Here is a 24,271-nt window from a genome sequence, read left to right as displayed (position 1 = left end):
GCGCAGCGGAGGAATCTGCTTCTCGCCCCGCCACTGCTCTCTCGTACACTTAACCCATGATCGAGATGCAGTACAACTTCCCGCTGCTCCCCACACAGGGCAGCCAGTGGCAGCAGCGGCTTGCCACTGCCGTCGCCGCACTCTCGCCATCGGACGCCGACCAGCTCCGCCCCACCTTCCGCCAGCACCTCGACCACAAATCCATCGCGGCCAAGTGGCTCCGCTCCGACCCCGCCAACACCTTCATCACCTGCGGAGGCCACCACGGCACGCTCGTCTCGCAGCTCGCCTCAGGCACCGCCGGCAAGCCTATCGCAGTCGAAGCCGTCACCTACACCGGCATCCTGCAACAGGCGCTGATGCTCGCCTCGCCGCTCATCGCGCTCGACTACGACGCCGAAGGCATGACCCCCGGCTCCCTCCGCGCCGCTTGCCAGAGCACCCAACGCCCAGCAGCCGTCTACACCATGCCGACCGTCCACAACCCACTCGGCTGCGTCGCCTCGCTCGTGCGCCGTGAGGCTATCGTCGCCGTCGCACGCGACTTCGACCTGCTCATCATCGAAGACGACGCCTACGGCTACATGGCGCCCGACGCCCCCGCCAGCTACGCCGTCCTCGCCCCGGAGCGCGCCTTCTACGTCCGGGGTCTCGCCAAGAGCTACGCACCGGCAACGCGCACCGGCTTCCTCGTCGCGCCGCCACAGTTCACCTCCGCCATCGAGATGGCGATCTCCAACACCGCCACCGGCACCTCACTCCCGCACAACGCCGCGGCGCTCTCGCTCATCGCCGACGGCTCGCTCGACGCCCTCATCCAGCAAAAACTCAACGAAGGCGCGCAGCGCAACGCCGCCGCCCGCGCCGTCCTCGGCGACGCCGCCACCCCTGGCGCACGCTCGGCATGGCACCTCTGGGTCAAGCTACCCAACCACCTTGACGCCTCCACCGCACAGCGCCTCTGCGAAGAGCGCGGCGCCCTCGTCAGCGGCGCCCAGGGCTTTACCGTCCCCGGCACGCCTATACCCCACGGGCTGCGCATCGCCCTCGGCGGCGAACTTGACCCAGCCCGCACCCTCGAAGGCGTCCACATCGTCGCCGACGTCCTGCACTCGGCACGATAACTTTTCCTGCTTTGTCATTCCCGAAGGGAATCTGCGTCTGTATTTGCTGTTGCCCTTGCTTTTCTTTCTGTCATTCCGAGCGCAGCGAGGAACCTGCTTCTCGCGCGCGAAGCGCGCACCCTCTACTCCTCAACCGGCGCTGCAGCCTCGGCCTCAACCGCCTCCGCCTCCGCCTTCGGACGCATCAGCGGAAACAGAATCACATCGCGAATCGACCGCGACCCGGTCAGGATCATCGTCAGCCGGTCAATCCCGATCCCCTCGCCACCCGTCGGAGGCAGCCCATACCCCAGCGCCCGCACGTAGTCGTCGTCCATGGCGGCCATGGCCTCTTCGTCGCCGCGCTCGCGCTCCTTCAGCTGTTCGAGGAACCGGTTCCGCTGGTCCTCCGGATCGTTCAACTCACTGAACGCATTCCCCACCTCGAACCCGCCGATGTAGAACTCAAACCGCTCCACCCACTCCGGCTCATCCGCCTTCACCTTCGACAGCGGCGAAACCGCAAGAGGGAAGTCATAGATGATCGTCGGCTGGACGAGGTGGGGTTCGGCGAGGTATTCGAAAAGTTCAGCAATTTGCTTACCCAAGCTTTCACCGGCAGCGAGTTTCTTCGCAATCACATCGAAGAAGAACACACTGTTGGCCAGAATTTCGCGCTCAATTTGTTCAGGGCTTAGCGGCTTTGCCTCAACAGTCCAATCTGCATCTTTGGGCGGTCCATCTAAATATTTTCCGAGGTTTCTACTTCCAACATGTAACTTCTCCGCGAGCAATTCACGATCGCTGAATTCCTGATCCGTAAAAGGCTGCAAAGATGCTTCTGGATGCATGAACTTATTTATAGCCTCTCTCATTGAGAGCTTCGTCCAATTCCCAAGATCAATCTCGACATCATTGAACGTCGCTTTCGTCGTCCCATTCACTTCCATCGCAACGAACTTCACCAGCTCTTCCGTCAGATCCATCAGGTCGTGATAGTTCGCATAAGCCTGATAGAACTCCAGCATCGTGAACTCAGGATTATGCTGCGTGCTCACACCCTCATTGCGGAAGTTGCGATTGATCTCATACACACGATCCAGCCCGCCAACCACCAGCCGCTTCAGATAAAGCTCTGGCGCAATCCGCAGCGACAGCGGAATATCCAGCGCATTGTGGTGCGTCTTGAACGGCCGCGCCGCCGCGCCACCGGCCACCACATGCAGCATCGGCGTCTCGACCTCCAGATACCCACGCGAGTCAAAGAACGTTCGCAGCGCGCGCAGCACCGCCGCGCGCTTCACAAACGTCTCGCGAACATCTGTGTTCACAATCAAATCCAGCGAGCGCTGCCGATACCGCGTCTCCGTATCCTCCAGCCCGGAAAACTTGTCCGGCAGCGCGAGCATCGCCTTCGTCAGCACGGTCAGCGTCTGTACTTTCAGCGTCAGCTCACCCGTCCGAGTCCGCATCAGCACGCCCGTCACACCCACGTGGTCGCCCAGGTCCAGCAACTTGTACAGCTCGAATGTAGGCTCGCCCACATCGTCTTTGCGAACGTAGATCTGCAACCGCGCGCCGCCCTGCTGCAGAGTCGCAAACCCGGCCTTGCCCTGCAGCCGGTGCGCCATCACGCGCCCCGCAATCGCCGTATGGATCGCCGCCGCCTCCAGCGTCTCAGCCGACTTCAGCTCGCCCTGCTCATCCAGCCCCGACGGCAGCACCTCCGCAATCGTATGCTTCACCGGAAAGCTGTTCGGATACTTCGCGGCAATCTCGGAGATGGCAGGGTTTTGCTCGCGCACAATCTCGGCGATGCGGTTCAGCTTCTCCTGCCGCTCGCGGTACAGCTTCTCTTCAAACTGGCTCTGGAACTGGGACAAAGTACATCTCGCTTGTGTAGGAATCTTGACATCTCAGTATAGCTTTCTCGATTGGTGCCAAAGCCGCCTGCGGTGATAGCTTGTACAACGATGGCTGACGACAACAACACGCCCGGCCCCAACTCAAAAGGCTCGCTCAAGGACCTCGTCACCGCCGAGTCCATGGTCCAGCTCGCCCTCGCGCTCCCCGCCGGCTGCGTCATCGGCTGGCTCGCCGGCGCCGGGCTCGACAAGCACTTCGGCACCAGTTGGATGGGCATCACCGGCATCCTGCTCGGCGCGCTCGGCGGCTTCATCCAGATCTTCCGCGTCTCCAGCAAGTACCTGAAACGGAGCGGCCAATGAGCCCCGATCAAGGTCCTGACCCAAGCTCAGGGCAGGGCATGCTCGCCGGCTTCACCGATGACGACTTCAAGCGCGCCATCCTCCGCGCCCTGCGGCTCACCGGCATTATCACCGCCATCGCCCTGCCGGTCGTCTGGTGGAAGCTCGGCTGGCGCTCCGCGGCTCTGTTGCTCGTTGGTTCAGCCATCTCCGCCTCCGGCCTCTGGGAGTGGCTCCGCCTGATGAGTGCGGTGATCGAACGCATGGACGTCGCCGAGGGCCAGGCCCGCCCCATGGGCCGCGTGCTTATCGGTTTCTTCCTCAGGCTGGGCCTAACGATTCTGGCCCTCTATGTTAGTCTTAAGACACTGGATGGCTCTGTATATGCGCTCGCAGCAGGCCTCGCGCTGGGCATCTTTGCCCTTACCGTCGAGGCTCTCCGGCTGGTGAAGGCATGGACGGTGTAGCGGGTCTTCCCGACAGCCAGAAAGCCTTTTGACTGATCTTTCTATATGCCCAAGCAGCTCTTCTTTACCAGGATTTTGAACCACCTCTTCGCGCCCGCAGTCGACAAGCTGCTGGTAGCGGTGCACGCCCCGGCGACCCACCCGGCAGCTCCCATCACGAACGCTGTTTCGATGGAGTTTCTCGTCTTCCTGATGCTCGTCATCTACTTCGTCTGGGTGCGCCTCACGCTCTCCGTCGAAGAGCCCGGCCCGGTGCAGCACCTCGCCGAGATGACACACGAGTTCGTCACCGACCAAGGTGAGCAGATCATCGGCCACGGTTCGGAGAAGTTCACCGGCTACCTCACGGTGCTCGGCCTCTTCATCCTGGTCTGCAATCTCCTTGGCCTCGCCTCGCCCTGGCTGGAGTCGCCGACGGCCTATGTCACGGTGCCGCTCGGCTGCGCGGTCGTCACCTTCGTGTACTACCACTACCACGGCATCCGCGCCAACGGCTTCGCGTACATCAAGCAGTTCCTTGGCCCCGTCTGGTGGCTCTATCCGCTGATGCTGCCCATCGAGATCATCTCGCACTGCGCGCGTGTTCTCTCGCTCACCGTGCGGCTCTACGCCAACATGTTTGCGGGCGACCTTCTTACCCTGGCGTTCTTCTCGCTGGTGCCGGTCGGCATCCCGCTGCTCTTCCTCGGTCTGCACCTTGGCGTGGCCATCGTTCAGGCTTACGTGTTCTTCCTGCTCGCGGCGATCTACCTGTCGCTGGCCGTGGCGCACGACCATTAGACTTTGACATTCCCTTGAAGGGGCGCCCCCTCTTCAAGGTGCGTACTACCGCCTCTCAGCGTGAGGGGGCCAGCACGGTGAGCCTCAACCACCCACTGAAGGCGAGATCTACGGGGGCATGGAGTAACACTATGCGTAAGCTGCAGTATCTCTTTATGGCGTTGGCCGCACTGCTCATCTCGGTGCCGGCTTTTGGTCAGGAAGCGGCCGGTTCGGCTGCTCAGTGGGTTCCGCTCGCTGCCGGTCTGGGCATGGCCCTCGCGGCCGGCCTGTGCGGCATCGGTCAGGGCAAGGCAACCGCCTCTGCCACTGAGGCCCTCGCCCGCAACCCGGGTGCACGCCCTGGCATCTTCATCTTCCTCATCCTCGGCCTCGCCTTCATCGAGTCCCTCGCCCTGTTCACCTTCGTCATCATCTTCCTCAAGGTGCACGCCTAGGACTCCGGTTCAAAGCCAGCATAAAAGGCCTCCGCTTCGGCGGGGGCCTTTTTGCTGGCATCGGTAGTCGGCCAGCCAGAAACGGCACTAAACGCCCTTCTGCTCAAGAGATCGTCATTTCGACCGGAGCATCGCGGCTTTATCGCGATGCGGAGCGGAGAAACCCCTGTATTTGTCGTAGCGAGAGCCAAAGGCGCGAGCATATCCATCCCGTATGTCACCCCATCAATGCCGCCTGCTCTTGACAGACACCATACAATAGAAGCACCCCAAGTCAGCGCGGCCATCGCCGGGCTACCCCGTGGGTATGAGCAGGGTTCAGAACCTTCTTACAACGCTGTTTTGAGAAGAGAAGAAGCCCGCGACCTTCGTAACTACACGAAGGTGCATACAAGGCTAACCCCAATCCGCTGCGGATCATAGCCCCAAAACGGGGGAGGGGTGGAGCGAAGAAAGTAAGCCCGTTACTGCCCGCTCTGGATCGTGACGGCGGCCGTCACTGGCGCCGCCCGCTCCACCAGATGCACCAGCTTGTTGGGCAAGATTCCCAGCCCAAGCGTCGCCAGCGCAGTCGCCGCCAGGGCCACAGCCGCAGGGACGGTAACCTTCCGCACCGGCACATAGCTCACGCTGTCGGTCAGCGGCCGCGAGTACATCGCAGCCAGCAGCCGCAGGTAGTAGAAGCAGGCCACGCCCGAGTTCAGCAGGCCAATGATCGCCAGCCAGACATGCCCGTTATGTACGGCTCCGGCAAAAACATAGAACTTGCCAAAGAACCCGCCAGTGAAGGGAATCCCGATCAGCGAAAGGAGGAAGAAGCCCAACAGGGCGGAGAGCCCGGGACGCTTCAGCGCGATCCCCGTAAAGTCCTCCAGAGAGCGCACCCGCTCGGAGAACCCCGAGAGCTGCGTCAGCACCAGGAACGCGCCGACGTTCATCGCGGCATAGGCTGCGATATAGAACATGGCTCCGGATACCGCGTTCTCATGCGTACCGGTAAAGGCCACCAACAGGTAGCCGGCATGAGCAATGGAGGAGTAAGCGAGTAGCCGCTTCACATCGTGCTGGCGAAGCGCACCCAGGTTGCCGATGCACATGGAAAGCACGGCAAGGATCTCAATCAGCAGTATCCAGTGGTCGCGAAGCACAGGCGCACCGTTGAACAGGAACCGTAGCAACACCGCAAACGCCGCAGCCTTCGGTGCCGTGGACATCAAGCCAACTACGGGAGCCGGAGCCCCCTGGTACACATCCGGCGTCCAGACATGAAACGGCGCCGCCGACACCTTGAAGCCAAGCCCGATCAGCACCATGGCGACCGCCAGAAAGGTCATGAGCGGCATCTTCGCCGTAGCAGTAGGGAGCCCCGCCGCGATAGCCGCGATACCGGTAGAGCCTGTCGCCCCATAGCAAAGGGCGATCCCGTACAAAAAGAACGCCGTCGCAAAGCTGCCAGTAAGAAAGTACTTGATGGAGGACTCGGAGGCCGTCGCGCGGCCCTTGCGGAAGCCCGCCAGGATGTACGTGGAGATCGACGAAATCTCGAGCCCAATGAACACCATCAGCAGCTCAACGGAGCTGGTCATGAACATCATGCCAGTCGCCCCGAAGAGCACTAGCGCAAAGTACTCTCCGGCATGTGTGATTGGCGATTCGAAGTAGTCCAGCGATCCAAGCAGCGTTGCCAGCACGATGCTTGCGATCAGAAGGTGGAAGAACACGGAGAACGCATCCACCTGGATCGACCCATAGAAGCCCGTCTGTACGCCATGCGCATTGACAACCTGCAGCTGATAAAACGCAGCCAGCCCAGCCGCCAGCGTACCCAAAGCAGCGAGCCACCCCAACGGCTTGCGCGACTGTCCAACAGGTATCAGCGGCTCAATCAGCATGACGAGCACACCCGTCACGGTCATGATGAGTTCAGGAAGCAGCGTAAGGAGGTTGGTAGACATTAGCGGACCTCCTTCGTGACTATGACACTTGTGATGGTTGCCTTGCCGTTATGAACGGCATCCATCAATGTATTGAGGTTCAAGGTCTGCTCCTGCGTCTGGCCCGCCGTGGGTGCTCCAAAACCGTCGATGGCCTTCATCCAAAGAGGAGATGCAACGCCCATAACAAGGAACAGCACTGCGAACGGCCAAAGCTCAACATGCTCACGCGCCGTCAGGTCCCATCCATGAACCTCGCTGGGCCGGTGACCGATGCTGCCGTAGAAAACGCGCTGGATCATCCAGAGCATATAGCTGGCGCTGAAGATCACCCCGGTCGTTCCCACCACGGTCCAGAGAACATGGTGGCTGATCACAGATTGCATCGTGCCGGAGAGGATCAAAAACTCGCCTACGAATCCGTTCAGCATCGGCAGCCCAACAGCGGCGAGTGTCGTGATGACGAACATCGTCACCATCCACGGATGCCGCGATGCAAGCCCGCCGTAGTCGCGAATCTCATAGCTGCCGTAACGCTCATACAGCAGGCCTAGCAGAACAAACAACGCCGCGCCGACTAAGCTCTCATTCAGAATCTGAAACACACCGCCGTCTACACCAGCGACCGTGAACGTAAAGATACCCAGCACAACGAAGGACACGTGAGCCAACGTCGAGAACGAGGCAAGTTTCTTGAGGTCGCTCTTAATCAGGGCGATCAGCGATCCATACACAATGCCGATTGCACCCAGGGCAATCAACCAGGGAGCAACCGCGTGCGACTGCTCGGGAAAGATGCCGAAGCTGAACCGCAGGATCGAGTAGAGTCCAAGCTTGCCGGCGAGCAACATCACCGCAGCCGTTGGAGCCTCAGAGACCGCCTCCTGCAGCCAACCATGCAGCGGGAACACCGGCACCTTCACGGCGAACGCGACCAGGAACGCAAGCGAGCAGAACAACAAAGCCTTCGGGCTGGCCACAATGCTGTGGTTCAGTGCCATCGCATGGAGCACCGGTAGGTCGAATGTCCCCGTCTTCGCATAGAGCCAGACCATCGCGACCAGCAGCACAGCCGATGGGATGAACATGTACATGAAGAACTTGATGGCGGCGCGACGGCGGTTCTCAGTTCGGCCGAACGTCGCAATCAGCAGCGTCATTGGGACCAGCGACATCTCCCAGAAGCCGTAGTAGAGAAACAGGTCAAGCGCCACAAAGATGCCAAGCATCGCGACCTGCTGCAACAGGAAGAGCACGTAAAACAGCTTTGTGCGGCTCTGGATAGTCTTCCAGGAGGCCAGCACGCCTACAGGCGCCAGAAACCCAGCCAGCACGATCAGCCACATCGAAAGGCCGTCTACACCAAGGTGATACCGAATGGCTGGTGAGGTGATCCATCTGTAGTTTTGCTCGAACTGAAAGCTTCCGGCAGGGGTTGAGTAGTTGTAGTGCCACGGCAGATGCAGGGTCAGCAGAAACGTAAGCAAGGTAATCGCGAGTGCGCCGATTGCATGCAAATTTTGCCCCTCGCGCTCCGGCAGCAGGGCGAGCACCGCTGCGCCCACGAGCGGCGTCAGCAGGATGAGCGTCAGGATGGAGTGGTCGAAGTTCATCGGATGTACGCGATCTCTCTAGTGCAAAGGGTAATGGCCAAAAAGGGCTACAGCGATAACAGCGGCCGCGCCCAGCGCGAGCCAGCCAGCGTAAGAACGAATGTTGCCAGATTGCATGCGGCGGGTGAGGGAACTCACCGCCCCCGTCGTGCCTGCGATCAGACTGACTGAACCCTGGACAACTCCAGTATCGATAAGACCATTCAGAAGTACTCGCGACGAGGCAAGCAGTGGCGCGACAATACCTCGGCCATAGATCTCGTCGACCCAGTATTTGTGATCGAGAAGGGCGTAAAGCCCTTTGGCCGCACCGCTTGACGTTGCAAGCTTCCGGCTGAGTCCGGGTTTGCGGTAGTACAACAGCCACGCGACATAGAGACCGAGCAAAGCCACCAGAACGGAGACGATAGCCAGGCTGATGGCAAGCATGGACGAGCCCGCTTCGTGCACGGGAAGGTTGCCGGAGGCGAAAACGGGTTCTAGGAAATGCTCGAATTCATTGTGCCCACCGAACGCGGAGGGTACACCAACAATGCCTCCAATGGTTGCCAGCAGCGCAAGAACCATCAGCGGCACAGTCATCACGAGCGGAGACTCATGCACACCCTGCGAGTGAGACGCATGGCCGTTATCGGGCTCTGCCTCCAGCGTAAGCGTGGAGGACTTGCTGGAGTGGACCGTCGCACCATGCGCAGAAAGACTATGTGTATGTTCGTCAAAGTGCTCCGGCCCGAAGAAGGTCTTGAACCAAAGCCGAAACATATAAAACGAGGTGAGCCCCGCAGTAATCAGGCCGACCAGCCAAAGGAAGATGTAGAGGCTGCCACCATGCGAGAAAGTCTGTAAGAGAATCTCATCCTTGGAAAAGAAGCCCGATAGTGGTGGCAGACCGGCGATGGCGAAGACCCCCGCAGTCATCGTCCAGAAGGTAATTGGAATCCGTTTGCGCAGACCACCCATCTTTCGCATGTCCTGCTCGCCTGAAAGGGCATGGATCACGGACCCGGCCGCAAGGAAGAGCAGCGCCTTGAAGAAAGCATGTGTCATCAGGTGGAAGATGCCTGCGGAGTAAGCGCCAACGCCACAGGCCATGAACATGTAGCCGAGTTGCGAAACCGTCGAGTAGGCGAGCACGCGCTTGATGTCATGCTGCACCATCCCGATCGTCGCCGCAAAGAATGCCGTCGCGGCGCCGATACATGCAACAACCGCCAATGCTGTGGGCGACATATCGAACAGCACGTGGCACCGGGCCACCATGTAAATGCCGGCGGTCACCATCGTCGCCGCATGGATCAGGGCCGACACAGGAGTCGGGCCCTCCATGGCGTCGGGCAACCACACATACAGCGGAATCTGCGCGGACTTGCCGGTGGCACCCAGCACCAGCAACAGGCAGATCGCTGTAATCGGTGCTGGGATTGTAGACGCGTTGGCGAAGACAGTATGGAAGTCGAGTGACCCAAAGTGCGCGACGATCAGAAACATCGCGAGCAGAAACCCGAAGTCGCCAATACGGTTGACGATGAATGCCTTCTTGCCGGCGTTCGCGGCGGAGTCCTTCGTGAAATAGAACCCGATCAGCAGATAACTCGCGAGACCCACACCTTCCCAGCCCACAAACAACAACAGGAAGCTAGCAGAGAGCACAAGCACAAGCATGAAGAACATGAAGAGGTTCAGATACGCGAAGAAGCGCCAGTATCCCTCTTCATGCGCCATATATCCCGCGGAGTACACATGGATCAGAAAACCAACGCCCGTAACCACTCCAAGCATGATCAACGTCAGGTGGTCGACGGCAAACGCGAAGTCAACATGAAATCCTGATACAGCAATCCACGGGCAGCTTCTCACGCTCAACGCCAGCGGCGCGCCGGCCGACTTCATGTAGATCCAAAGATCTGCAACGATTAACGCGGGCACGGCCGTAAACAGGAGAGCCACAGCGGCAACGATACCGCGCGGCAGCTTGCGGCCCAGCGTTCCATTGATCAGGAAGCCGGCGAAGGGAAGAGTCGGAATGAGCCACAGCAGGTTTGTGTTCATGTGTCTTGAAGTTCTATCTCGCGAGTGCCGCGTGGAAATCGTTCATTAGTTCTTGAGCAGGTTCACCTGGTCGACGTTGAGCGTCTGCCGCACACGGAAGAGCGCGATGATGATGGCCAAACCTACAGCGGCCTCAGCCGCGGCAACCACCATGACGAAGAAGACAAAGATCTGTCCCGATACCTGCCCCCACATATGCGCGAAGGCTACGAACGTCAGGTTCACGGCGTTGAGCATCAACTCGATCGACATGAAGATCGTGATGACGCTACGCCGAATCAGGAAGGAGGCGATGCCGATGCAGAACAGAACGGCACCCAGCACCAGGTAATACGCTGTGGGCACCATTAGCTCTGCCTCCGGTTGTTCCAGCGAACAAGGCCGATCATCACAATGGCTGTACCGGCGCCGAGCGCGAAAGCAAGCGTGGTATGTGACTGGCCGTCATGGAGAAAATGCATAACGTTAGAGCTCCTTCCGCGCCAGCACAACAGCGCCGAGGATTGCAACGAGGATAAGGATGGAGGTGACCTCAAACGGCAGAAGCAGGGTCGTAAACAACGAGTGTGCGATCCTGAGCAGGTTGCTCTCCGCGCCGGCCTGCAAGCCACCCAGCTGCGCCGTGCCCAGCACGCTTCGATACTTCAGAAACACAAAGCTCAGCAGGCAGAAGATTGCTGCTCCCCCCGGAAAGCCCGCAATCGAAGCGATCTTAGAGCCGTGCGTTCGGGTCTCTTCGCCTGCGTTCAGCAGCATCACCACAAAGATGAACAGGACCATGATGGCGCCCGCGTACACGATCACCTGCGCGGCGGCTAGGAACTCTGCGCCGAGCGACCAGTACAGAACAGCCAGCGACATCATAACGACGACCAGCGAAAGCGCCGAGTTGATCGGATGGCGCTGTAGCAGCATATTCAATGCGGCCGCTACTGCCAATAATCCGAAGATGGTGAAGAGGACAATTTGCATCGTTGCTTCAATCTCTCGTCTTTCCGCTTCTTTCGTGTCGTTGTAACTCGATTGTAAATGCGTTTCTTCCGTTCAACTGCGGTAGGCCAGCACCAGTGCGGTGGCGAGGATATTTGCCATTGCTACTGGTAACAAAAACTTCCATCCGAAACCCATGAGCTGGTCGTAGCGAAAACGCGGTAATGTTGCGCGCACCCAGATGTAGAGCAGCAGAAACGCGAATACCTTAGCCACAAACCAGAAAACAGGCAGGATTGCGTGCAGGATACCGCTGGCAAAAAGATGATCGAAGGTGTGCCCAAAAGGTGAACCGGCTCCTCCAAAGAAAAGCAGTGTCGCTACACAGGCCACCGTGATCATGTTCGCGTACTCAGCCATGAAGAACATGGCGAACTTCATCGACGAATATTCGGTGTGATAACCGGCGACAAGCTCGCTCTCCGCCTCAGGGAGATCGAACGGCGAACGGTTTGTCTCTGCATAAGCAGCCATCAGATACACGAAGAAGCCGACGATCTGAAGCCCCCCAAAGATATTCCAGGAGAGTAGCCCATGCTTGCTTTGCGAATTGACGATGTCCCGAAGCGATAACGAGCCCGCACGCAGTACCACGCCGACGAGCGAAAGCCCTAGCGCAAGCTCATAGCTGATCACTTGCGCGGTCGAACGCAGCGATCCAAACAGAGAGTACTTGTTATTTGAACTCCAGCCGGAGAGAGCGATGCCGTAAACGCCGATGCTGGTAATGCCGAGGATGATGAGCAGGCCAACATTGATGTTCGCGATCTGAAAGAGATCGACGTTGGTTCCCGGAAGTGCAATGTTATCGCCGAACGGCACCATCGAGATCGAGATCAGTGCACACGTCAACGCAATGATGGGTGCCGCTACAAACAGCGGGCGCTCGACGGCGAGAGGCATAAGGTCTTCCTTGAGGAAGAGCTTGATGCCGTCGGCAAGCGGTTGCAGAAGTCCAAACGGGCCAACGCGCGAGGGTCCCCAGCGGTTCTGCATACGGCCAAGCACCTTGCGCTCGAGCAGCACGGTATAGGCTACTGCTGTCAGCGTGATCACCAACACCACCGCGATCTTGACGACCGTGAGCAACAGGAAGATTTGAAAAGTTGAGAGCTTCATCGTGTCGTCAATCTCAGTCGGCAGAGGCCAGGGGTGTGGCGGCTTCATCCGCCTGGTGGCGCTGCACATCTTGCAGCATTGGGGAGTAACGCGTTAGTGAGCCGGAAGTGAAAAGAGAATCGGCAGCAGGCAGCACAAGGTCCTTACGGCTGCCGCTGATCTGTACCAGCCCGGAACCTGCGGGCGCAATGTGCTGATCGTTACCGCTCAGTAGCTGCAGCCGCAGCAGTTTGTCATAGCCCGGAACCAGCCTCTGAATCTCATCGAGAATTGCGAACGGATCGAACGGCGAGAGCTTTGGCTCCATATTGTTGGCTGTTAGCCAGACACTGTGACGGTCGGCCTCTCCGCTCTGTGCGCCGCGTGTTTGGCCCATGTCCGCGCGCAGGCCTTTGCCGAACGGCACCAGCGTCTTGATCTCATGCCCAAACTTGTCAGCTAGCCGCACAATCATCTCGAAGTCAGAACGGACGCCGGCTTTGTCGGCAGCTTTGCTCACAAGCTGCACATCGCCATAGCTGTTTGTCACCGAACCGGACTTCTCATAGAGGTTAGCCGCCGGTAAAACCACATCCGCAAGCATAGCCGTCTCGGTCAGGAACATGTCTTGCACAATCACGAATGTGTCCTTCAGCGCGGTTGCGTCGATCCCGTAACGCTTCACAGGGTTGGAACCGACGACATACAACGCGGCCAGCTTGCCATTCGCAGCGGCATCGAACATGCCCAGCAGATCCAACCCAGGCTCACTCGGGCTCGTATACTCACTGGCGATGGCAGAGCCAGTCAGCGGCTGATATCCCGGAAGGGCATCCGGTAGTACGCCCATGTCCGCCGCACCGCGCGAGTTCGCATAGTCCGCGAGCAGCGCGAACTTTGCATGGGGCAGGGCAGCGATCAGCTTGGCCAATTCGCCTCCGCGCAGTTCGTTGCCGACAACGACCAACAGCTTCTCTTCGGACTTCACCGCCTTGGTGAACTCGTTCTCCTCGCCCAGCGAGTCAATGAACGCCGCATACCCGAACTCAGCAACCGGTGTAAACGCCTTCGCCTGACGCTTCAGCTTGATATCACGATGGTTGGCAACGTACACGCGCGCCTTGTTCAAGCGAACATTCGTGCGGATATTCCACGCCGTCAACGGAGCTTCATTCGTTGGATCGCCACCCACCAGCAGGATCGCAGGCGACTTCTCTACGCAGCGCTGAGAGGCAAAGCGTGGCTTACCTGCTACGGTCGTCGTGCCCTGCAGCGCGGTCGCGAGCGTCACATAGTCAGCCGTGCGATGGTGGTCGATGTTGTTCGTCCCAATCACTGTCCGCGCAAACTTCTGCAGCAGATAGCTCTCTTCATTCGTTGTGCGGTTCGATCCAATCACGCCGACAGCATTGGCGCCCTTCTCATCGCGGATCTCGCGCAGCCGCTTGCCCGCAAAGCCCAGAGCTTCTTCCCAGCTCACAGGCACCAGCTTGCCGTCCTTGCGAACTAGCGGAGACGTCAGCCGCTCGATGTTGTTCGCAAAGTCGAACGCATACCGCCCCTTGTTGCACAGGAAGTCGCCGTTCATGCCGCTCTTGTCGCGGTTGTCCCCGCGTACAATCTCGCTGCCGTCGCTCACGGACCGCACGCCCAGAGTCGTCTTGCAGCCATCGCCGCAGTGCGTGCAGACGGTCGCCACATGGTTCATCTCCCATGGCCGCGTCTTGTACCGATACGTGCCACTGGTCAGCGCCCCCACCGGGCACGCATCAATGCACATCCCGCACTGCTCGCAGTCCAGCGCAGCCATGCCATTGGGAGACTCGCTCACCGGGATGTTGGGAGCAATCACGCTGCTGCTGCCGCGGTTCTGCACGCCCAGCGCAAAGATGTCCATGCCCTCACCGCACATGCGTACACAGCGATAGCAAAGGATGCAACGCGGCCGGTCGAAGTACACCACCGGCGACCACTGCTGCTCTTCGCGATGGTTCTTCGGCTCAGTGTAGAAGCTGTCCGCCGCACCATACTTGAACGTCATGTCCTGCAGTTCGCACTCACCACCTGCATCGCACACCGGGCAGTCCAGCGGATGGTTCCCGAGTAGCAGTTGCAGCGTCGCCTTGCGCGCCTGCGCAATCTCTGGCGACTCGGTCGTTACGTTCATGCCTTCAGCTACCGTCGTTGTGCAGGCCGTCGCGAGCTTCGGCTGTTTCTCAATCCGCACCACGCACATGCGGCACGCGGCCTGCAAGCTCAGCCCCGGGTAGTAACAGAACGCCGGAATCTCAATCCCCGCGGATTTGCAGGCATCAATCAACAGCGTTCCCGCAGGTGCGGTCAGCTTCTTGCCATCTACTGTGAACGATACGTCTGCCATAACCCTAATGCGCTCCTGCGAGCTCAGGCTCGCCAACCGGCTGAATCTGAATCAACGGATGCTCCACGCGCTTGCCTTCGAGATACTCCTCGAACTCCGAGCGAAACTTCTTGATGAAGCCCAGCGTCGGCATCGCAGCCGCATCACCGAGCGGGCAGAACGTGCGCCCCATCATGTTCTCAGCCAGATACTGAATATTGTCGATGTCCTTCTTATTGCCGCCACCTGCATGGAAACGCGTCAGCGTCTTCTTGATCCAATCCGTTCCTTCACGGCACGGGATGCACCACCCGCAGCTCTCATGCTGGTAGAACCGGATCGTCCGCAGTGCAAACTCTACAATGCTCACCGACTCATCGAGCACCACGATCCCGCCTGAACCCAGCATCGTTCCAGCCTTCGCCATCTGGTCGAAGTCCAGCCCTACATCAATCTCATCGGCGCGCAGCACAGGGCAGCTCGATCCACCAGGCACAACCGCCTTCAGCTTCTTGCCATCCTTGATGCCACCGGCCACTTCGTAAATTGCCTTGCGCATCGAGTAGCCCATCGGCAGCTCATACACGCCCGGCCGCTCCACATGGCCGCTGATGCCGAACAGCCGCGTCCCACCGTTGCGCTCCGTACCGAGCTTCGCGTATGACTCGCCGCCCATCAGCAAAATGTGCGGAGCATTCGCAATCGTTTCGGCATTGTTGATCACCGTCGGCCCACCATACAACCCCACCACGGCAGGGAACGGCGGCTTGATGCGCGGCACGCCACGCTTGCCCTCCAGCGACTCCATCAGCGCACTCTCTTCACCCACCTCATACGCGCCCGCGCCGGTCTGCGTAATGATGTCGAAGTCCACGCCCTCTTTGCCAAAGATGTTCTTGCCCAGATAGCCCTTCGCATATGCGTCGGCAACGGCCTTCTCCACGATCTTCAGCAGGTAGCGATACTCACCGCGCAGATAGATGAACCCAAGCTTCGCACCAATCGCCAGCCCCGCGATCATCGTGCCTTCAATCACCGCATGGGGATCGTGCAGAAAGATCACGTGGTCCTTGCACGTGCCGGGCTCGCTCTCATCACCGTTTACCAGCACATACTTCGGCTTCTCGCTCACCTTCGGAACGAACGACCACTTCATGCCGGTCGGGAATCCCGCACCGCCTCGTCCGCGCAATCCGCTGGCCTTCATCGTATTGATGATCCACTCCGGCCCCTGCTCGATCGCCATCTGCACGGCCTTGTAGCCGTCCAGTTCCACGTACTTGTCGATGTCGGTAGCGCCCATGCCGAACCTGCGGCTTACCACCTTCACTTCATCCGGATGCGAAACCAGGGTAGGCATCTACTTCACGTCCTTTCCGCGTCCGGCACGATAGTCTTCGAGCACCGCATCCATCTTCGCGGGGGTCAGGTCTTCATGGAAGTCGTAGTTCACCTGCACGGCCGGCGCCCAGCAGCACGCCCCAATGCACTCCACCTCTTCCAAAGAAAAGAGACCATCCGCGGTAGTCTCCTTGTGTCCGATATGCAGGGTCTTCTTACAGTGGTCCAGCAGCTCAAACCCGCCGCGCAGCATGCAGCTGATGTTCGTGCACACCTGCACGTTGTACTTGCCCACCGGGGCGGTCCGCAGCATCGAGTAGTAGCTCAGCACGTTGCGGACATCCAGCTCCAGCAGGTCCAGCCGCTCGGCAATCTCAGCCACTGCCGCATTCGAGACATAGCCAATCTCGTCCTGCGCATACAACAGCATCGGTACCAGCGCCGAGCGCTTCACCGGGTAAATCGAGGCCAGCTTATCGAAGCGGGCCGCCGTCTCAGGCGTAAAGATCGAGTTCGCAATGCTGCTCATAGAGTCCTAAGTTCTCGAAAAGAAGGCGTCGATTACTAGTCTACTATCGTGTCGCCGTGGAAGTCTCACGCTCTCCACAACCTGTGGCCGAAAAACGAATCCCGACAAAAACGGACGGAGTTCGCGCCAGCCCTTCTAACCGCCATGCAGCATCTCACGCGCAAACCGCTCCGCGGCCATATCCATCTCCTCCGCAGGCGCTCCACCCACCGAGACCGTGCCATCCTCATTCAACGCAAAAGAAACCGTGCCACCGTCGCTGCGCTCAACCTGATCCGCCGTAAACCGCATCCACCGGCTGCCAACCCGTAGCGTAATCTCCTCCGAACTCACCTCAACCACCGCATGTTCCTTCGCATTCAACCCATGCGCAGCCGCATAGCTGCGTAGGAGGGAAGCCCATGAAGTCCAAAGCTCGATATGAAGTCGGTCATTCAAGCGAAGGAACTTCGAATTCTGCGTCGCAGCGGGCTCGAAAGAAAAAAGATCAATACGCAGATGAGGAGCGAATCGCTGGAAAGCAGAGGCTTGTGGATTCGAAACAGCAGCATGACCAAGAGAGTCAATGAGAAGACAGTGATGAGGAGGATAGGAACTTCCAGCAGGCCCAGCCTGTTATCTCGCTTCTTCGAAGCGAGATAATCCAGCGTCTCTTGAGGAATTCGTCCGGCGTGACGCAATCGATTCCGTTCGGAATTGCTATGCATTTGGACTCCTCAGCGGCCAGTAGTAACCTCTACCGATCAATAGCACCCAGCACTACATCAATCGACCCAATCACAGCGACCACATCCGCAATCAACCGGCCCTTGCACATCGTCTCCAGCGCCTGCAGATTCGCAAAGTCGGCATTCCGCATATGCACGCGGTACGGCTTGGCCGTGCCATCCGAGACGACGTAGTAGTTCATCATCCCGTGCGGAGCCTCAACCGACGAAGTTGCCTCTCCCACCGGTACCGCAAAGCCTTCGGTCACAATCTTGAAGTGATGGATCAGAGACTCCATCTGCGTCTTCATCTGCTCGCGGTCCGGCAGAATGATCTTCGGAGCATCGGCCATAATGCGGCCCTCCGGCAACCCATCCAGCGCCTGTAGGCAGATCTTCACGCTCTCGCGCATCTCGTCCATGCGCACGAGGTACCGGGCCCACACATCGCAGCCATTCGACACCGGCACATTGAACTGGAACTTCTCATAGCCCGAGTACGGCATATCGCGCCGCACATCGAAATCAATGCCCGAAGCGCGCATCGGTGGCCCGCTCACGCCCAGCGCAATAGCGTCCTCAGCCGAAAGCATACCTACGTCCTTCAGTCGCGACTGCCAGATCGGGTTGCCATTCAGCAGCCCTTCGTACTCCGCGATCTTCGACGGAAAATCCGCCAGGAACGTACGGATGTCCTTCAGCAGCCCCGGCGGCAGCTCCAGGCTCACACCGCCGATGCGCACAAAGCTGGTCATCATGCGCTGCCCGCTCACCGCCTCAAAGATGCGCAGCAACGCCTCGCGCTCGCGGAAGCAGTACAGGAACACCGTCAGCGCGCCGATATCCATCGCATGCGTACCCAACCACACCAAGTGGCTCTGAATGCGCGTCAGCTCATTGAACAGCACGCGGATGTACTGCGCGCGCTCCGGAATCTCCAGCTCCAGCAGCTTCTCCACCGCCAGCGCATAGGCCGTGTTATTCGTCATCGGGCACAGGTAGTCGATGCGGTCGGTCATCGGAGTCACCTGCGCATAAAACTTCGCCTCGCAGGTCTTCTCAATGCCCGTATGCAGATACCCGATGTCCGGCGCCAGCGAGATCACGGTCTCGCCATCCAGCTCGATCACCAGCCTCAGCACGCCATGCGTCGACGGATGCTGCGGGCCCATGTTCAGGATCATTGTCTGATCGCTCACCGGGTCCGACCCATGCGGCTTGTGGTGCGTCACCGACTCGCGAACCACGTCCGCGACGCCGGGAATCTTCATATCTTCAGCGGTAATCTCGTCCAGTTCCTCGATCGGCGACATTTATCTGTACCCCTCCACCGGGTAGTCCTTACGCAGGGGATGTCCCTTCCAGTTGTCCGGCATCATAATGCGCGTCAGGTTCGGGTGCCCCGTAAACGGCACGCCGAACAGGTCGAATACCTCGCGCTCATAAAAGTTCGCCGCCGGCCAAACGCCCGTAATCGACGCCACCGATTGCCCTTCGTTCAGCCGCACCACCACGCGAATCCGCTGCTTCAGCTTGTAGCTCAGCAGGGAGTAGCTCAACTGGAACCGCGGCTCCGCCGGATACCAATCCACTCCGGTGACATCCTCGAAAAAGACGTACCCGGCAGCCTGCGCGGCCTTGCACGCAGCCACAATGTTTTCAGGAGCCACCGTCAGCGTCAGCTCCTTGCGGTCCCACTTTGCATCAAGGATGTACTCCGCCAGTCCCTGCACCGCGGCATGGTCGGCCAGCGCCAGCGAGACGGCCTCTTTACCAAAGCAGGCTTCCGGCGTGGCAGGATTCGTAATTGGATCGGTCATAAAAGCCCTTCAGCAAATCTCTGTTGCGGCCTACAGATCGGCCTTGTCGTTGGTCCAGTTCAGGATGCCCTTCTTCCACACATAAAAGAGCCCCACGGCCACAAAGCCCAGGTACACCACCATCTCCCAGAACCCGAACAGCCGAGACCCCGTGATCTGGTGCAGTTGCCGGTACACCACTGCCCACGGCAGCATGAACACCGCTTCCACATCGAACAGGATGAACAGCATCGCGACCATGTAGAACTTCACGCTGAACCGTCCGCGCGCATCGCCCACCGGGTCCATGCCGCACTCATACGCGCCCAGCTTCACCTTGCTCCGCTTGTGTTTGCCGATAAAGAACGACGCACCCACCATCCCGCCGGCCAGCGCCAGCGCGACCAGCACCTGAAGTGCGAAGGGAATGTACTGCCAGATATATGGATTCGTTTGCATGGCCAGCTTTGAGTATAGGAGCGCCACCGTCAAGCGGGCAAGGGAATGACAAAATCGCAGCACAACACCGATCTCTTCATCATGAAGAAAGATGTGTCATCTCGACCGGAGTCCGCGTTCTTTGCGGACGCAGTGGAGAGACCTGCAGTTCTCCCGCCACAGTTTTCACAGCAGCGATTGATACCACGCAATCAGCTGCGGCCCCACCAGCGCCGCCACCAATCCGCCGACGCAAAGAAACGTCCCCAGCGGCAGCCGCGTCGCGGCCTGCGCCTTCCCACGCGCCAGCAGCACCAGCGCATACGCCGAGCACGTCACCACACCCACAAACAGCGCCAGCATCGCCGGCCAGAACCCCAGGAAAGCCGCAATCATGGCCAGCAGCTTCGCATCGCCCAGCCCCATGCCCTCGCGACCGCGCAGCTTCATATAAACCCACCGCACCACCAGCAGCAGACACCCCGCCGCCACCACGGCTCCCAGCCATCCCAGCACCACATGCTCGGGCCCGGTCAGCACCACGTTTCCCGCATCCACCACATTACCCGGACTGCTCAGCGGATTGCGCCCATGCAGAATCACCTCATCCTCATGCGGCCCCAGAAGCGCCACCCGCACACATGCCAGCAAAAAACCAATCGCAATCCCTGTCCACGTAAACACATCTGGCAGCTTGTGCGTCTGCCAATCCATCACCATCAGCCCGATGAGCAGGAAGCCGAGAATGAGAAAAATCGCGACGTCAAAATATCCCTTGTAATAGTAGGAAGGCAACCAGTTGCTAGATCCGTTGCGAGTTCTGATGAAGCTCTCTAATTTGGATGCAGCAAGCGCAAACCATACTCCCACCGCAATCTCCACCACCGGATACCGCCACGAGATCTGCTCCCCGCACCCTCGGCACTTCGCCCGCAGCAGAACCCAGCTCAGTACCGGCAGATTGTCGTACCACGCAATTGTCGCCCCGCAACTCCGGCAGTGCGATCGTGGCTTCCAGAGGCTCTCGTGCGCCGGCAGCCGGCTGATGCACACATTCAAAAAGCTGCCGAAGATCAGCCCCAGCAAAAACGCAGCGCTTTCAAACCAGATAGGCGAAATCATGAGTACCCAGTATAGGTCGTGCTTCAAAGGTTGCCCGCAACGCGAACATCCACGCGCGGTTATCGTTGCGCGACAAAATCAGCATCCAGCATGGTCCGATTCGCCTTCACATTTATGCAACATTTCCCGTACCCCTGGGTTCTAATAGCTGGGAACGGACGCGAACCTCAGTGAGTGTTCCGAGCCCCTCGCCCGTATCGAATCGCGCACGCTCGAGCGGGACCGGAAGGAGCACCACATGCGTCGTTTACGCTATCTCGGAGTTCTCGCAGTTCTCGGATTAGGTTTTGCCCTCGCGCCGGCGCCCAAAGCGAACGCGCAGGTTTCGGTGGGTATTGGTATTGGCGGTTACGGTTATCCCTATGCTGCCCCCGCATGCTCTTATGGCTATTATGACTACGCTCCGTATGCCTGCGCGCCCTACGGCTACTACGGCCCTGAATGGTTCAACGGCGGCCTCTTCATCGGCGCCGGCCCGTGGTTCCGCGGCGGTTGGTTTGGCGGTCGCTACTATGGTGCCGGTTGGGGCGGTTACGGGGGCTGGCGTGGTGCCTATGGCTACCGCTCGGGCTATGGATACGGTCGTGGTGGCTACGGCTATCGTGGTGGCTACGGCGGTCGTGGCTACGCAGGCGGCTATCGCGGTGGATACCATGGCGGCTACGCTGGCGGCGGTTATCACGGCGGCGGTGCTAGCGGCTTCCGCGCCGGTGGTGGCGGTGGCTTCCATGGCGGTGGTGGAGGTTTCCACGGCGGTGGCGGCTTCCATGGTGGTGGTGGTCACGGCGGCGGCGGACATCGCTAAGCCTCAACTTCACGCAACAGAAACGGCTGCCCTCCCCGGCAGCCGTTTTCTTTTGCGTTCTACACAAATGTTGTCATCTCGACCGGAGCGAAGCGTCGTGGAGAGATCCCCGCATTTGCAGATGCTGGAACAGCCAGCAGAACCTATTGCTTAGTGGTCTGCAACACAATCAGGTTCCCATCGGGATCAGTCAATGTCAGGTCACCCTTGCCGCCAAACTCCGCGCCCCGCGTAAACGCGACACCCCGCTGCTCCAGCGTCTTCGCGGCATCCTTGCCCGCTGCAAACACAATGTCCGCCTTCGTCCCCAGCTTCGCCGCGGGCACCACGCGGATCGCCTCCGACGAGTTCCCCGGCAGCGCAAACACACCATGCTTCTCCGGCGTAAAGCCCACCTTGTCTTTGTAGAACGCCGCCGCCTGCGCCGGGTCATCGAACGCGATCGCCACTTCGACCATCTTCGTTGAGATACGGTCCGCCCCTAAAAACTCCCCAATCGCCTTCGTATGCCGAGACCCCGGCATGTACTGTGTGTACTCCATGTTCTGCTGCCCTGTCGGCGTCGCTGGTCCAGGCATCGTAAACAACAGGTTTCCCGCGCCGGCTGTCCTCACCGCATTTGGCGTCAGCCCCTGCTGCACGTAATAGTCATGCGCAGCCTGCAGGTCATTGCCGGAGAAACACACATGCAGAAACCCCACCTGCGTGTTCTTCGCATCCACCGGGTACAGCTCAATGTACTGCTGGTCATTGATCTTGATGAACGCCTCGTACACCTTGCCATCGCGCGACAGCGCAAACGCCCGCACAAACCCCAGCTTCTCGTAGAACCCCACGGCCGCATCCAGGTCGTGCACCCGGATCGCCACATGCGCCAGCCCCGCCAGGTCCGCCGAAGGTTTTGTAGGCGTAGCCTGCTGCGCGCGCAGCCCAACGGTAACTATAGAAAGAATGAACAGACTGAGCAGGGAAGCAGAGATGCGACGGCGATTCAGCATTGAAACAGGTTCTCCAAATGGAATGAGTCTTCGCTGCCTATTGTCGCCCCACGAACGTAGATTTGTCTCGCCTTGTTCCGCCCCGTGAACCCGCCCTCCATTCCACAGACATCAGAACGGCAGCAGCGCCAACGGAACCAGCACTCCGGCCACCAGCAATCCGGTCACAACCACTCGGTTCCGGACAAACTTGTAGGCCATATAGATTCCCGTCAGCGTCGACATCATGAGGCTCAACGACACCAGCAGAAAGAAGATCTTCAGCGGCACATGCTGCTCTCTCTTCGACACCACCGGCGCCGCTGCCTCTGCAGGCTTGCCTTTGGCCCCGTCCCGGCTAGCGTTGCCCTTTGCCTGTTCCGGCGGAGGCCCCGGCTTCTTCTGCTGGATCACCGTGCTCTGGTTCTTGTGGATCTGCGCCAGCACCATCACCCAGTGCGCTGGTTTGTAGTCGCTGCCGCGCACGCTCTCATGCAGGCTGAACGTCTGCAACGCCCCCGTAAACGCAAAGAACAGCAGGGCTGGAGAGATGAAGATTCCAATGTAGAGGTGCAGTTGTCGAAAAAGTCGAAGAGTGGCGTGGGCTTTCGTCGTCATGGTGAGGCCAGTATATAGGACTGATTTAGTCTCTTATTCTTCGCTCTTGCCTAAGCGCGCGAATATCGAAGTCAAAATCGTTTACAGGCCCGCCAACCTATATCGTTGGAGACAGGAATGTTTGCCCTTCAAGAAATACTCGCGCTGAAAAACCGGTTCTATCGCCTCAGCGCATCTTTTCTTCCATGGATCGGCGGCGTACTGATGGCTCTTGCAGCCCTCTCTGCCGCGAACACCTGGTGGACCTTCAAATCCTGGCCTCGTGCTGAGGCCGTAGTCACCGAAACCAGCGCCTCGCAGGATGCAATGGGAAACGTCACCTACGCCACCCACCTCCGTTTCCGCCTGCCCTCCGGCCAACTCGTCACCTTCACGGACCCCGTCACCAGCACAGACCCTGACGACCCCGATCTCCCCACTGCCGCCACGGTTCCCGTCGCCTATCCATCCGGCCTGCCCGGTTCCGCCCGCATCGCTTCAATCGGTCGCCTGTACCGGCTGGCAATAGTTCTCGGCATTCTCGGCATCGCCTTTTTCGACGTTGGGCTGATCTCCCGCCTGCGCCTCAAGAAAAGCCAGGCCGGACTGAGCCCCAAGCGTGTCAAGCCTCCGATGGTCTAGTCTGCTATTCAAATCGTTCATTGTGAGCGGTTTAGCTCGCAGCAGACAAAAACACTTTCTCCTTTCCAGCCTTCTATACTAGAAGTAAGCAAAGAAAAACTGGAACTCTAAACTCGAAACAAACTCGCGACTGTACGTCAAAACCGTTACGCCACAAAACTTCGCGCTAACCCCAATCCTTCCCATATCATACCCGCAATTATATACAGAATCAGCGACTTACCCCGGGGATCACCCCGTAAGTCGTTGATTCCGCTAGAGCCCTCCGCTACATAGG

24 protein-coding genes are annotated in these 24,271 nt (G+C 59.3%); 7 read left to right on the top strand and 17 right to left on the bottom strand.

All coding sequences use genetic code 11. The features are described from left to right. Window positions 1–56 precede the first annotated feature (56 nt). Complete coding sequence (locus tag GOB94_RS01905) at window positions 57–1,124, top strand: PLP-dependent aminotransferase family protein (RefSeq protein WP_182277257.1); 1,068 nt, start codon at window positions 57–59, stop codon at window positions 1,122–1,124. A 122-nt stretch (window positions 1,125–1,246) separates the two neighbouring features. On the opposite strand, the gene GOB94_RS01900 is transcribed toward GOB94_RS01905, so the two are convergent. Further along, window positions 1,247–2,986: a lysine--tRNA ligase gene (locus GOB94_RS01900; RefSeq protein ID WP_182277256.1), complete on the bottom strand. Its 1,740-nt coding sequence runs from the start codon at window positions 2,984–2,986 to the stop codon at window positions 1,247–1,249. A 90-nt stretch (window positions 2,987–3,076) separates the two neighbouring features. On the opposite strand from GOB94_RS01900, the gene GOB94_RS01895 reads away from it, so the two are divergent. The 4 genes from GOB94_RS01895 (at window position 3,077) to GOB94_RS01880 (ending at window position 4,994) form a co-directional block, all read left to right on the top strand. Then, window positions 3,077–3,331: an AtpZ/AtpI family protein gene (locus GOB94_RS01895; RefSeq protein ID WP_182277255.1), complete on the top strand. Its 255-nt coding sequence runs from the start codon at window positions 3,077–3,079 to the stop codon at window positions 3,329–3,331. Next, window positions 3,328–3,777, top strand: a complete 450-nt coding sequence (locus tag GOB94_RS01890; protein ID WP_255484157.1) for an ATP synthase subunit I — start codon at window positions 3,328–3,330, stop codon at window positions 3,775–3,777. Before GOB94_RS01895 ends, GOB94_RS01890 begins: the two co-directional genes overlap by 4 nt. Window positions 3,778–3,822: 45 nt before the next feature. Beyond that, complete coding sequence (atpB, locus tag GOB94_RS01885) at window positions 3,823–4,557, top strand: F0F1 ATP synthase subunit A (protein WP_182277254.1); 735 nt, start codon at window positions 3,823–3,825, stop codon at window positions 4,555–4,557. 131 nt (window positions 4,558–4,688) lie between these two features. Beyond that, the gene (locus tag GOB94_RS01880) at window positions 4,689–4,994 is read left to right on the top strand and encodes an ATP synthase F0 subunit C (RefSeq protein ID WP_182277253.1); all 306 of its coding nucleotides are present in this window, start codon (window positions 4,689–4,691) and stop codon (window positions 4,992–4,994) included. A gap of 464 nt (window positions 4,995–5,458) precedes the next feature. Here the strand turns inward: GOB94_RS01880 and GOB94_RS01875 are convergent, their stop codons facing one another. From GOB94_RS01875 to GOB94_RS01810, 14 genes are all read right to left on the bottom strand, one after another. Continuing rightward, on the bottom strand, window positions 5,459–6,949 hold the full coding sequence (locus tag GOB94_RS01875) for an NADH-quinone oxidoreductase subunit N (RefSeq protein WP_182277252.1): 1,491 nt from the start codon (window positions 6,947–6,949) through the stop codon (window positions 5,459–5,461). Next, window positions 6,949–8,541: an NADH-quinone oxidoreductase subunit M gene (locus GOB94_RS01870; RefSeq protein ID WP_182277251.1), complete on the bottom strand. Its 1,593-nt coding sequence runs from the start codon at window positions 8,539–8,541 to the stop codon at window positions 6,949–6,951. Before GOB94_RS01870 ends, GOB94_RS01875 begins: the two co-directional genes overlap by 1 nt. 18 nt (window positions 8,542–8,559) lie before the next feature. Next, on the bottom strand, window positions 8,560–10,590 hold the full coding sequence (gene nuoL / locus GOB94_RS01865) for an NADH-quinone oxidoreductase subunit L (RefSeq protein WP_182277250.1): 2,031 nt from the start codon (window positions 10,588–10,590) through the stop codon (window positions 8,560–8,562). 45 nt (window positions 10,591–10,635) lie between these two features. Further along, the gene (gene nuoK, locus GOB94_RS01860; RefSeq protein ID WP_182277249.1) at window positions 10,636–10,938 is read right to left on the bottom strand and encodes an NADH-quinone oxidoreductase subunit NuoK; all 303 of its coding nucleotides are present in this window, start codon (window positions 10,936–10,938) and stop codon (window positions 10,636–10,638) included. Between the two features lie 117 nt (window positions 10,939–11,055). Continuing rightward, a complete protein-coding gene (locus GOB94_RS01855; RefSeq protein WP_182277248.1) occupies window positions 11,056–11,562 on the bottom strand; it encodes an NADH-quinone oxidoreductase subunit J in 507 nt (168 codons plus the stop codon). A gap of 72 nt (window positions 11,563–11,634) precedes the next feature. Continuing rightward, entirely contained in the window at window positions 11,635–12,699 is a 1,065-nt protein-coding gene (nuoH, locus tag GOB94_RS01850) for an NADH-quinone oxidoreductase subunit NuoH (RefSeq protein ID WP_182277247.1), read from the bottom strand. 13 nt (window positions 12,700–12,712) lie between these two features. Then, complete coding sequence (locus tag GOB94_RS01845) at window positions 12,713–15,058, bottom strand: molybdopterin-dependent oxidoreductase (RefSeq protein WP_182277246.1); 2,346 nt, start codon at window positions 15,056–15,058, stop codon at window positions 12,713–12,715. A gap of 4 nt (window positions 15,059–15,062) precedes the next feature. Then, the gene (nuoF, locus tag GOB94_RS01840) at window positions 15,063–16,397 is read right to left on the bottom strand and encodes an NADH-quinone oxidoreductase subunit NuoF (protein WP_182277245.1); all 1,335 of its coding nucleotides are present in this window, start codon (window positions 16,395–16,397) and stop codon (window positions 15,063–15,065) included. Beyond that, window positions 16,398–16,907: an NAD(P)H-dependent oxidoreductase subunit E gene (locus GOB94_RS01835; RefSeq protein ID WP_182277244.1), complete on the bottom strand. Its 510-nt coding sequence runs from the start codon at window positions 16,905–16,907 to the stop codon at window positions 16,398–16,400. It abuts the gene before it with no gap. A gap of 135 nt (window positions 16,908–17,042) precedes the next feature. After that, complete coding sequence (locus GOB94_RS01830) at window positions 17,043–17,345, bottom strand: transcriptional regulator (protein WP_182277243.1); 303 nt, start codon at window positions 17,343–17,345, stop codon at window positions 17,043–17,045. A gap of 298 nt (window positions 17,346–17,643) precedes the next feature. After that, a complete protein-coding gene (nuoD, locus tag GOB94_RS01825) occupies window positions 17,644–18,927 on the bottom strand; it encodes an NADH dehydrogenase (quinone) subunit D (protein ID WP_182277242.1) in 1,284 nt (427 codons plus the stop codon). Next, window positions 18,928–19,434 (bottom strand): NADH-quinone oxidoreductase subunit C, encoded by a 507-nt coding sequence (locus tag GOB94_RS01820; RefSeq protein WP_182277241.1) that lies wholly within the window; start codon window positions 19,432–19,434, stop codon window positions 18,928–18,930. 30 nt (window positions 19,435–19,464) lie between these two features. Next, window positions 19,465–19,872 (bottom strand): NADH-quinone oxidoreductase subunit A, encoded by a 408-nt coding sequence (locus GOB94_RS01815; RefSeq protein WP_182277240.1) that lies wholly within the window; start codon window positions 19,870–19,872, stop codon window positions 19,465–19,467. 165 nt (window positions 19,873–20,037) lie between these two features. Continuing rightward, window positions 20,038–20,973 carry an A24 family peptidase gene (locus GOB94_RS01810; RefSeq protein WP_182277239.1) on the bottom strand — a complete coding sequence of 312 codons (936 nt, stop codon included), beginning with the start codon at window positions 20,971–20,973 and terminating at the stop codon, window positions 20,038–20,040. Between the two features lie 238 nt (window positions 20,974–21,211). Between GOB94_RS01810 and GOB94_RS01805 the strand changes: the two genes are divergently transcribed. Beyond that, the gene (locus GOB94_RS01805) at window positions 21,212–21,778 is read left to right on the top strand and encodes a hypothetical protein (RefSeq protein WP_182277238.1); all 567 of its coding nucleotides are present in this window, start codon (window positions 21,212–21,214) and stop codon (window positions 21,776–21,778) included. A 143-nt stretch (window positions 21,779–21,921) separates the two neighbouring features. Here GOB94_RS01805 and GOB94_RS01800 read toward each other — a convergent pair whose 3' ends face one another. Both GOB94_RS01800 and GOB94_RS01795 read right to left on the bottom strand, forming a co-directional pair. Continuing rightward, window positions 21,922–22,776: a VOC family protein gene (locus tag GOB94_RS01800; RefSeq protein ID WP_182277237.1), complete on the bottom strand. Its 855-nt coding sequence runs from the start codon at window positions 22,774–22,776 to the stop codon at window positions 21,922–21,924. 111 nt (window positions 22,777–22,887) lie between these two features. Continuing rightward, window positions 22,888–23,373 (bottom strand): PepSY domain-containing protein, encoded by a 486-nt coding sequence (locus tag GOB94_RS01795; protein ID WP_182277236.1) that lies wholly within the window; start codon window positions 23,371–23,373, stop codon window positions 22,888–22,890. 117 nt (window positions 23,374–23,490) lie between these two features. Between GOB94_RS01795 and GOB94_RS01790 the strand changes: the two genes are divergently transcribed. Continuing rightward, window positions 23,491–23,994 carry a DUF3592 domain-containing protein gene (locus GOB94_RS01790; protein WP_182277235.1) on the top strand — a complete coding sequence of 168 codons (504 nt, stop codon included), beginning with the start codon at window positions 23,491–23,493 and terminating at the stop codon, window positions 23,992–23,994. The last annotated feature ends 277 nt before the right edge of the window (window positions 23,995–24,271 follow it).

The sequence above is a fragment of the Granulicella sp. 5B5 genome (assembly GCF_014083945.1).
Lineage (GTDB): Bacteria > Acidobacteriota > Terriglobia > Terriglobales > Acidobacteriaceae > Granulicella.
Note: the sequence above shows the minus strand (reverse complement) of the source record. Positions and strands in the feature narration are given on the sequence as shown.

Bases quoted from the DNA above. Each gene is read 5' to 3' on its own strand.
- nuoK (WP_182277249.1), bottom strand. From the start codon at position 10,938: ATGGTGCCCACAGCGTATTACCTGGTGCTGGGTGCCGTTCTGTTCTGC.
- GOB94_RS01855 (WP_182277248.1), bottom strand. From the start codon at position 11,562: ATGCAAATTGTCCTCTTCACCATCTTCGGATTATTGGCAGTAGCGGCC.
- GOB94_RS01870 (WP_182277251.1), bottom strand. From the start codon at position 8,541: ATGAACTTCGACCACTCCATCCTGACGCTCATCCTGCTGACGCCGCTC.
- nuoD (WP_182277242.1), bottom strand. From the start codon at position 18,927: ATGTCGCCGATCGAGGAACTGGACGAGATTACCGCTGAAGATATGAAG.
- GOB94_RS01835 (WP_182277244.1), bottom strand. From the start codon at position 16,907: ATGAGCAGCATTGCGAACTCGATCTTTACGCCTGAGACGGCGGCCCGC.
- GOB94_RS01820 (WP_182277241.1), bottom strand. From the start codon at position 19,434: ATGACCGATCCAATTACGAATCCTGCCACGCCGGAAGCCTGCTTTGGT.
- nuoH (WP_182277247.1), bottom strand. From the start codon at position 12,699: ATGAAGCTCTCAACTTTTCAAATCTTCCTGTTGCTCACGGTCGTCAAG.
- GOB94_RS01800 (WP_182277237.1), bottom strand. From the start codon at position 22,776: ATGCTGAATCGCCGTCGCATCTCTGCTTCCCTGCTCAGTCTGTTCATT.
- GOB94_RS01875 (WP_182277252.1), bottom strand. From the start codon at position 6,949: ATGTCTACCAACCTCCTTACGCTGCTTCCTGAACTCATCATGACCGTG.
- GOB94_RS01905 (WP_182277257.1), top strand. From the start codon at position 57: ATGATCGAGATGCAGTACAACTTCCCGCTGCTCCCCACACAGGGCAGC.
- nuoF (WP_182277245.1), bottom strand. From the start codon at position 16,397: ATGCCTACCCTGGTTTCGCATCCGGATGAAGTGAAGGTGGTAAGCCGC.
- GOB94_RS01880 (WP_182277253.1), top strand. From the start codon at position 4,689: ATGCGTAAGCTGCAGTATCTCTTTATGGCGTTGGCCGCACTGCTCATC.
- GOB94_RS01790 (WP_182277235.1), top strand. From the start codon at position 23,491: ATGTTTGCCCTTCAAGAAATACTCGCGCTGAAAAACCGGTTCTATCGC.
- GOB94_RS01805 (WP_182277238.1), top strand. From the start codon at position 21,212: ATGCGTCGTTTACGCTATCTCGGAGTTCTCGCAGTTCTCGGATTAGGT.
- nuoL (WP_182277250.1), bottom strand. From the start codon at position 10,590: ATGAACACAAACCTGCTGTGGCTCATTCCGACTCTTCCCTTCGCCGGC.
- GOB94_RS01795 (WP_182277236.1), bottom strand. From the start codon at position 23,373: ATGACGACGAAAGCCCACGCCACTCTTCGACTTTTTCGACAACTGCAC.
- GOB94_RS01845 (WP_182277246.1), bottom strand. From the start codon at position 15,058: ATGGCAGACGTATCGTTCACAGTAGATGGCAAGAAGCTGACCGCACCT.
- GOB94_RS01815 (WP_182277240.1), bottom strand. From the start codon at position 19,872: ATGCAAACGAATCCATATATCTGGCAGTACATTCCCTTCGCACTTCAG.
- GOB94_RS01895 (WP_182277255.1), top strand. From the start codon at position 3,077: ATGGCTGACGACAACAACACGCCCGGCCCCAACTCAAAAGGCTCGCTC.
- GOB94_RS01810 (WP_182277239.1), bottom strand. From the start codon at position 20,973: ATGATTTCGCCTATCTGGTTTGAAAGCGCTGCGTTTTTGCTGGGGCTG.
- atpB (WP_182277254.1), top strand. From the start codon at position 3,823: ATGCCCAAGCAGCTCTTCTTTACCAGGATTTTGAACCACCTCTTCGCG.
- GOB94_RS01890 (WP_255484157.1), top strand. From the start codon at position 3,328: ATGAGCCCCGATCAAGGTCCTGACCCAAGCTCAGGGCAGGGCATGCTC.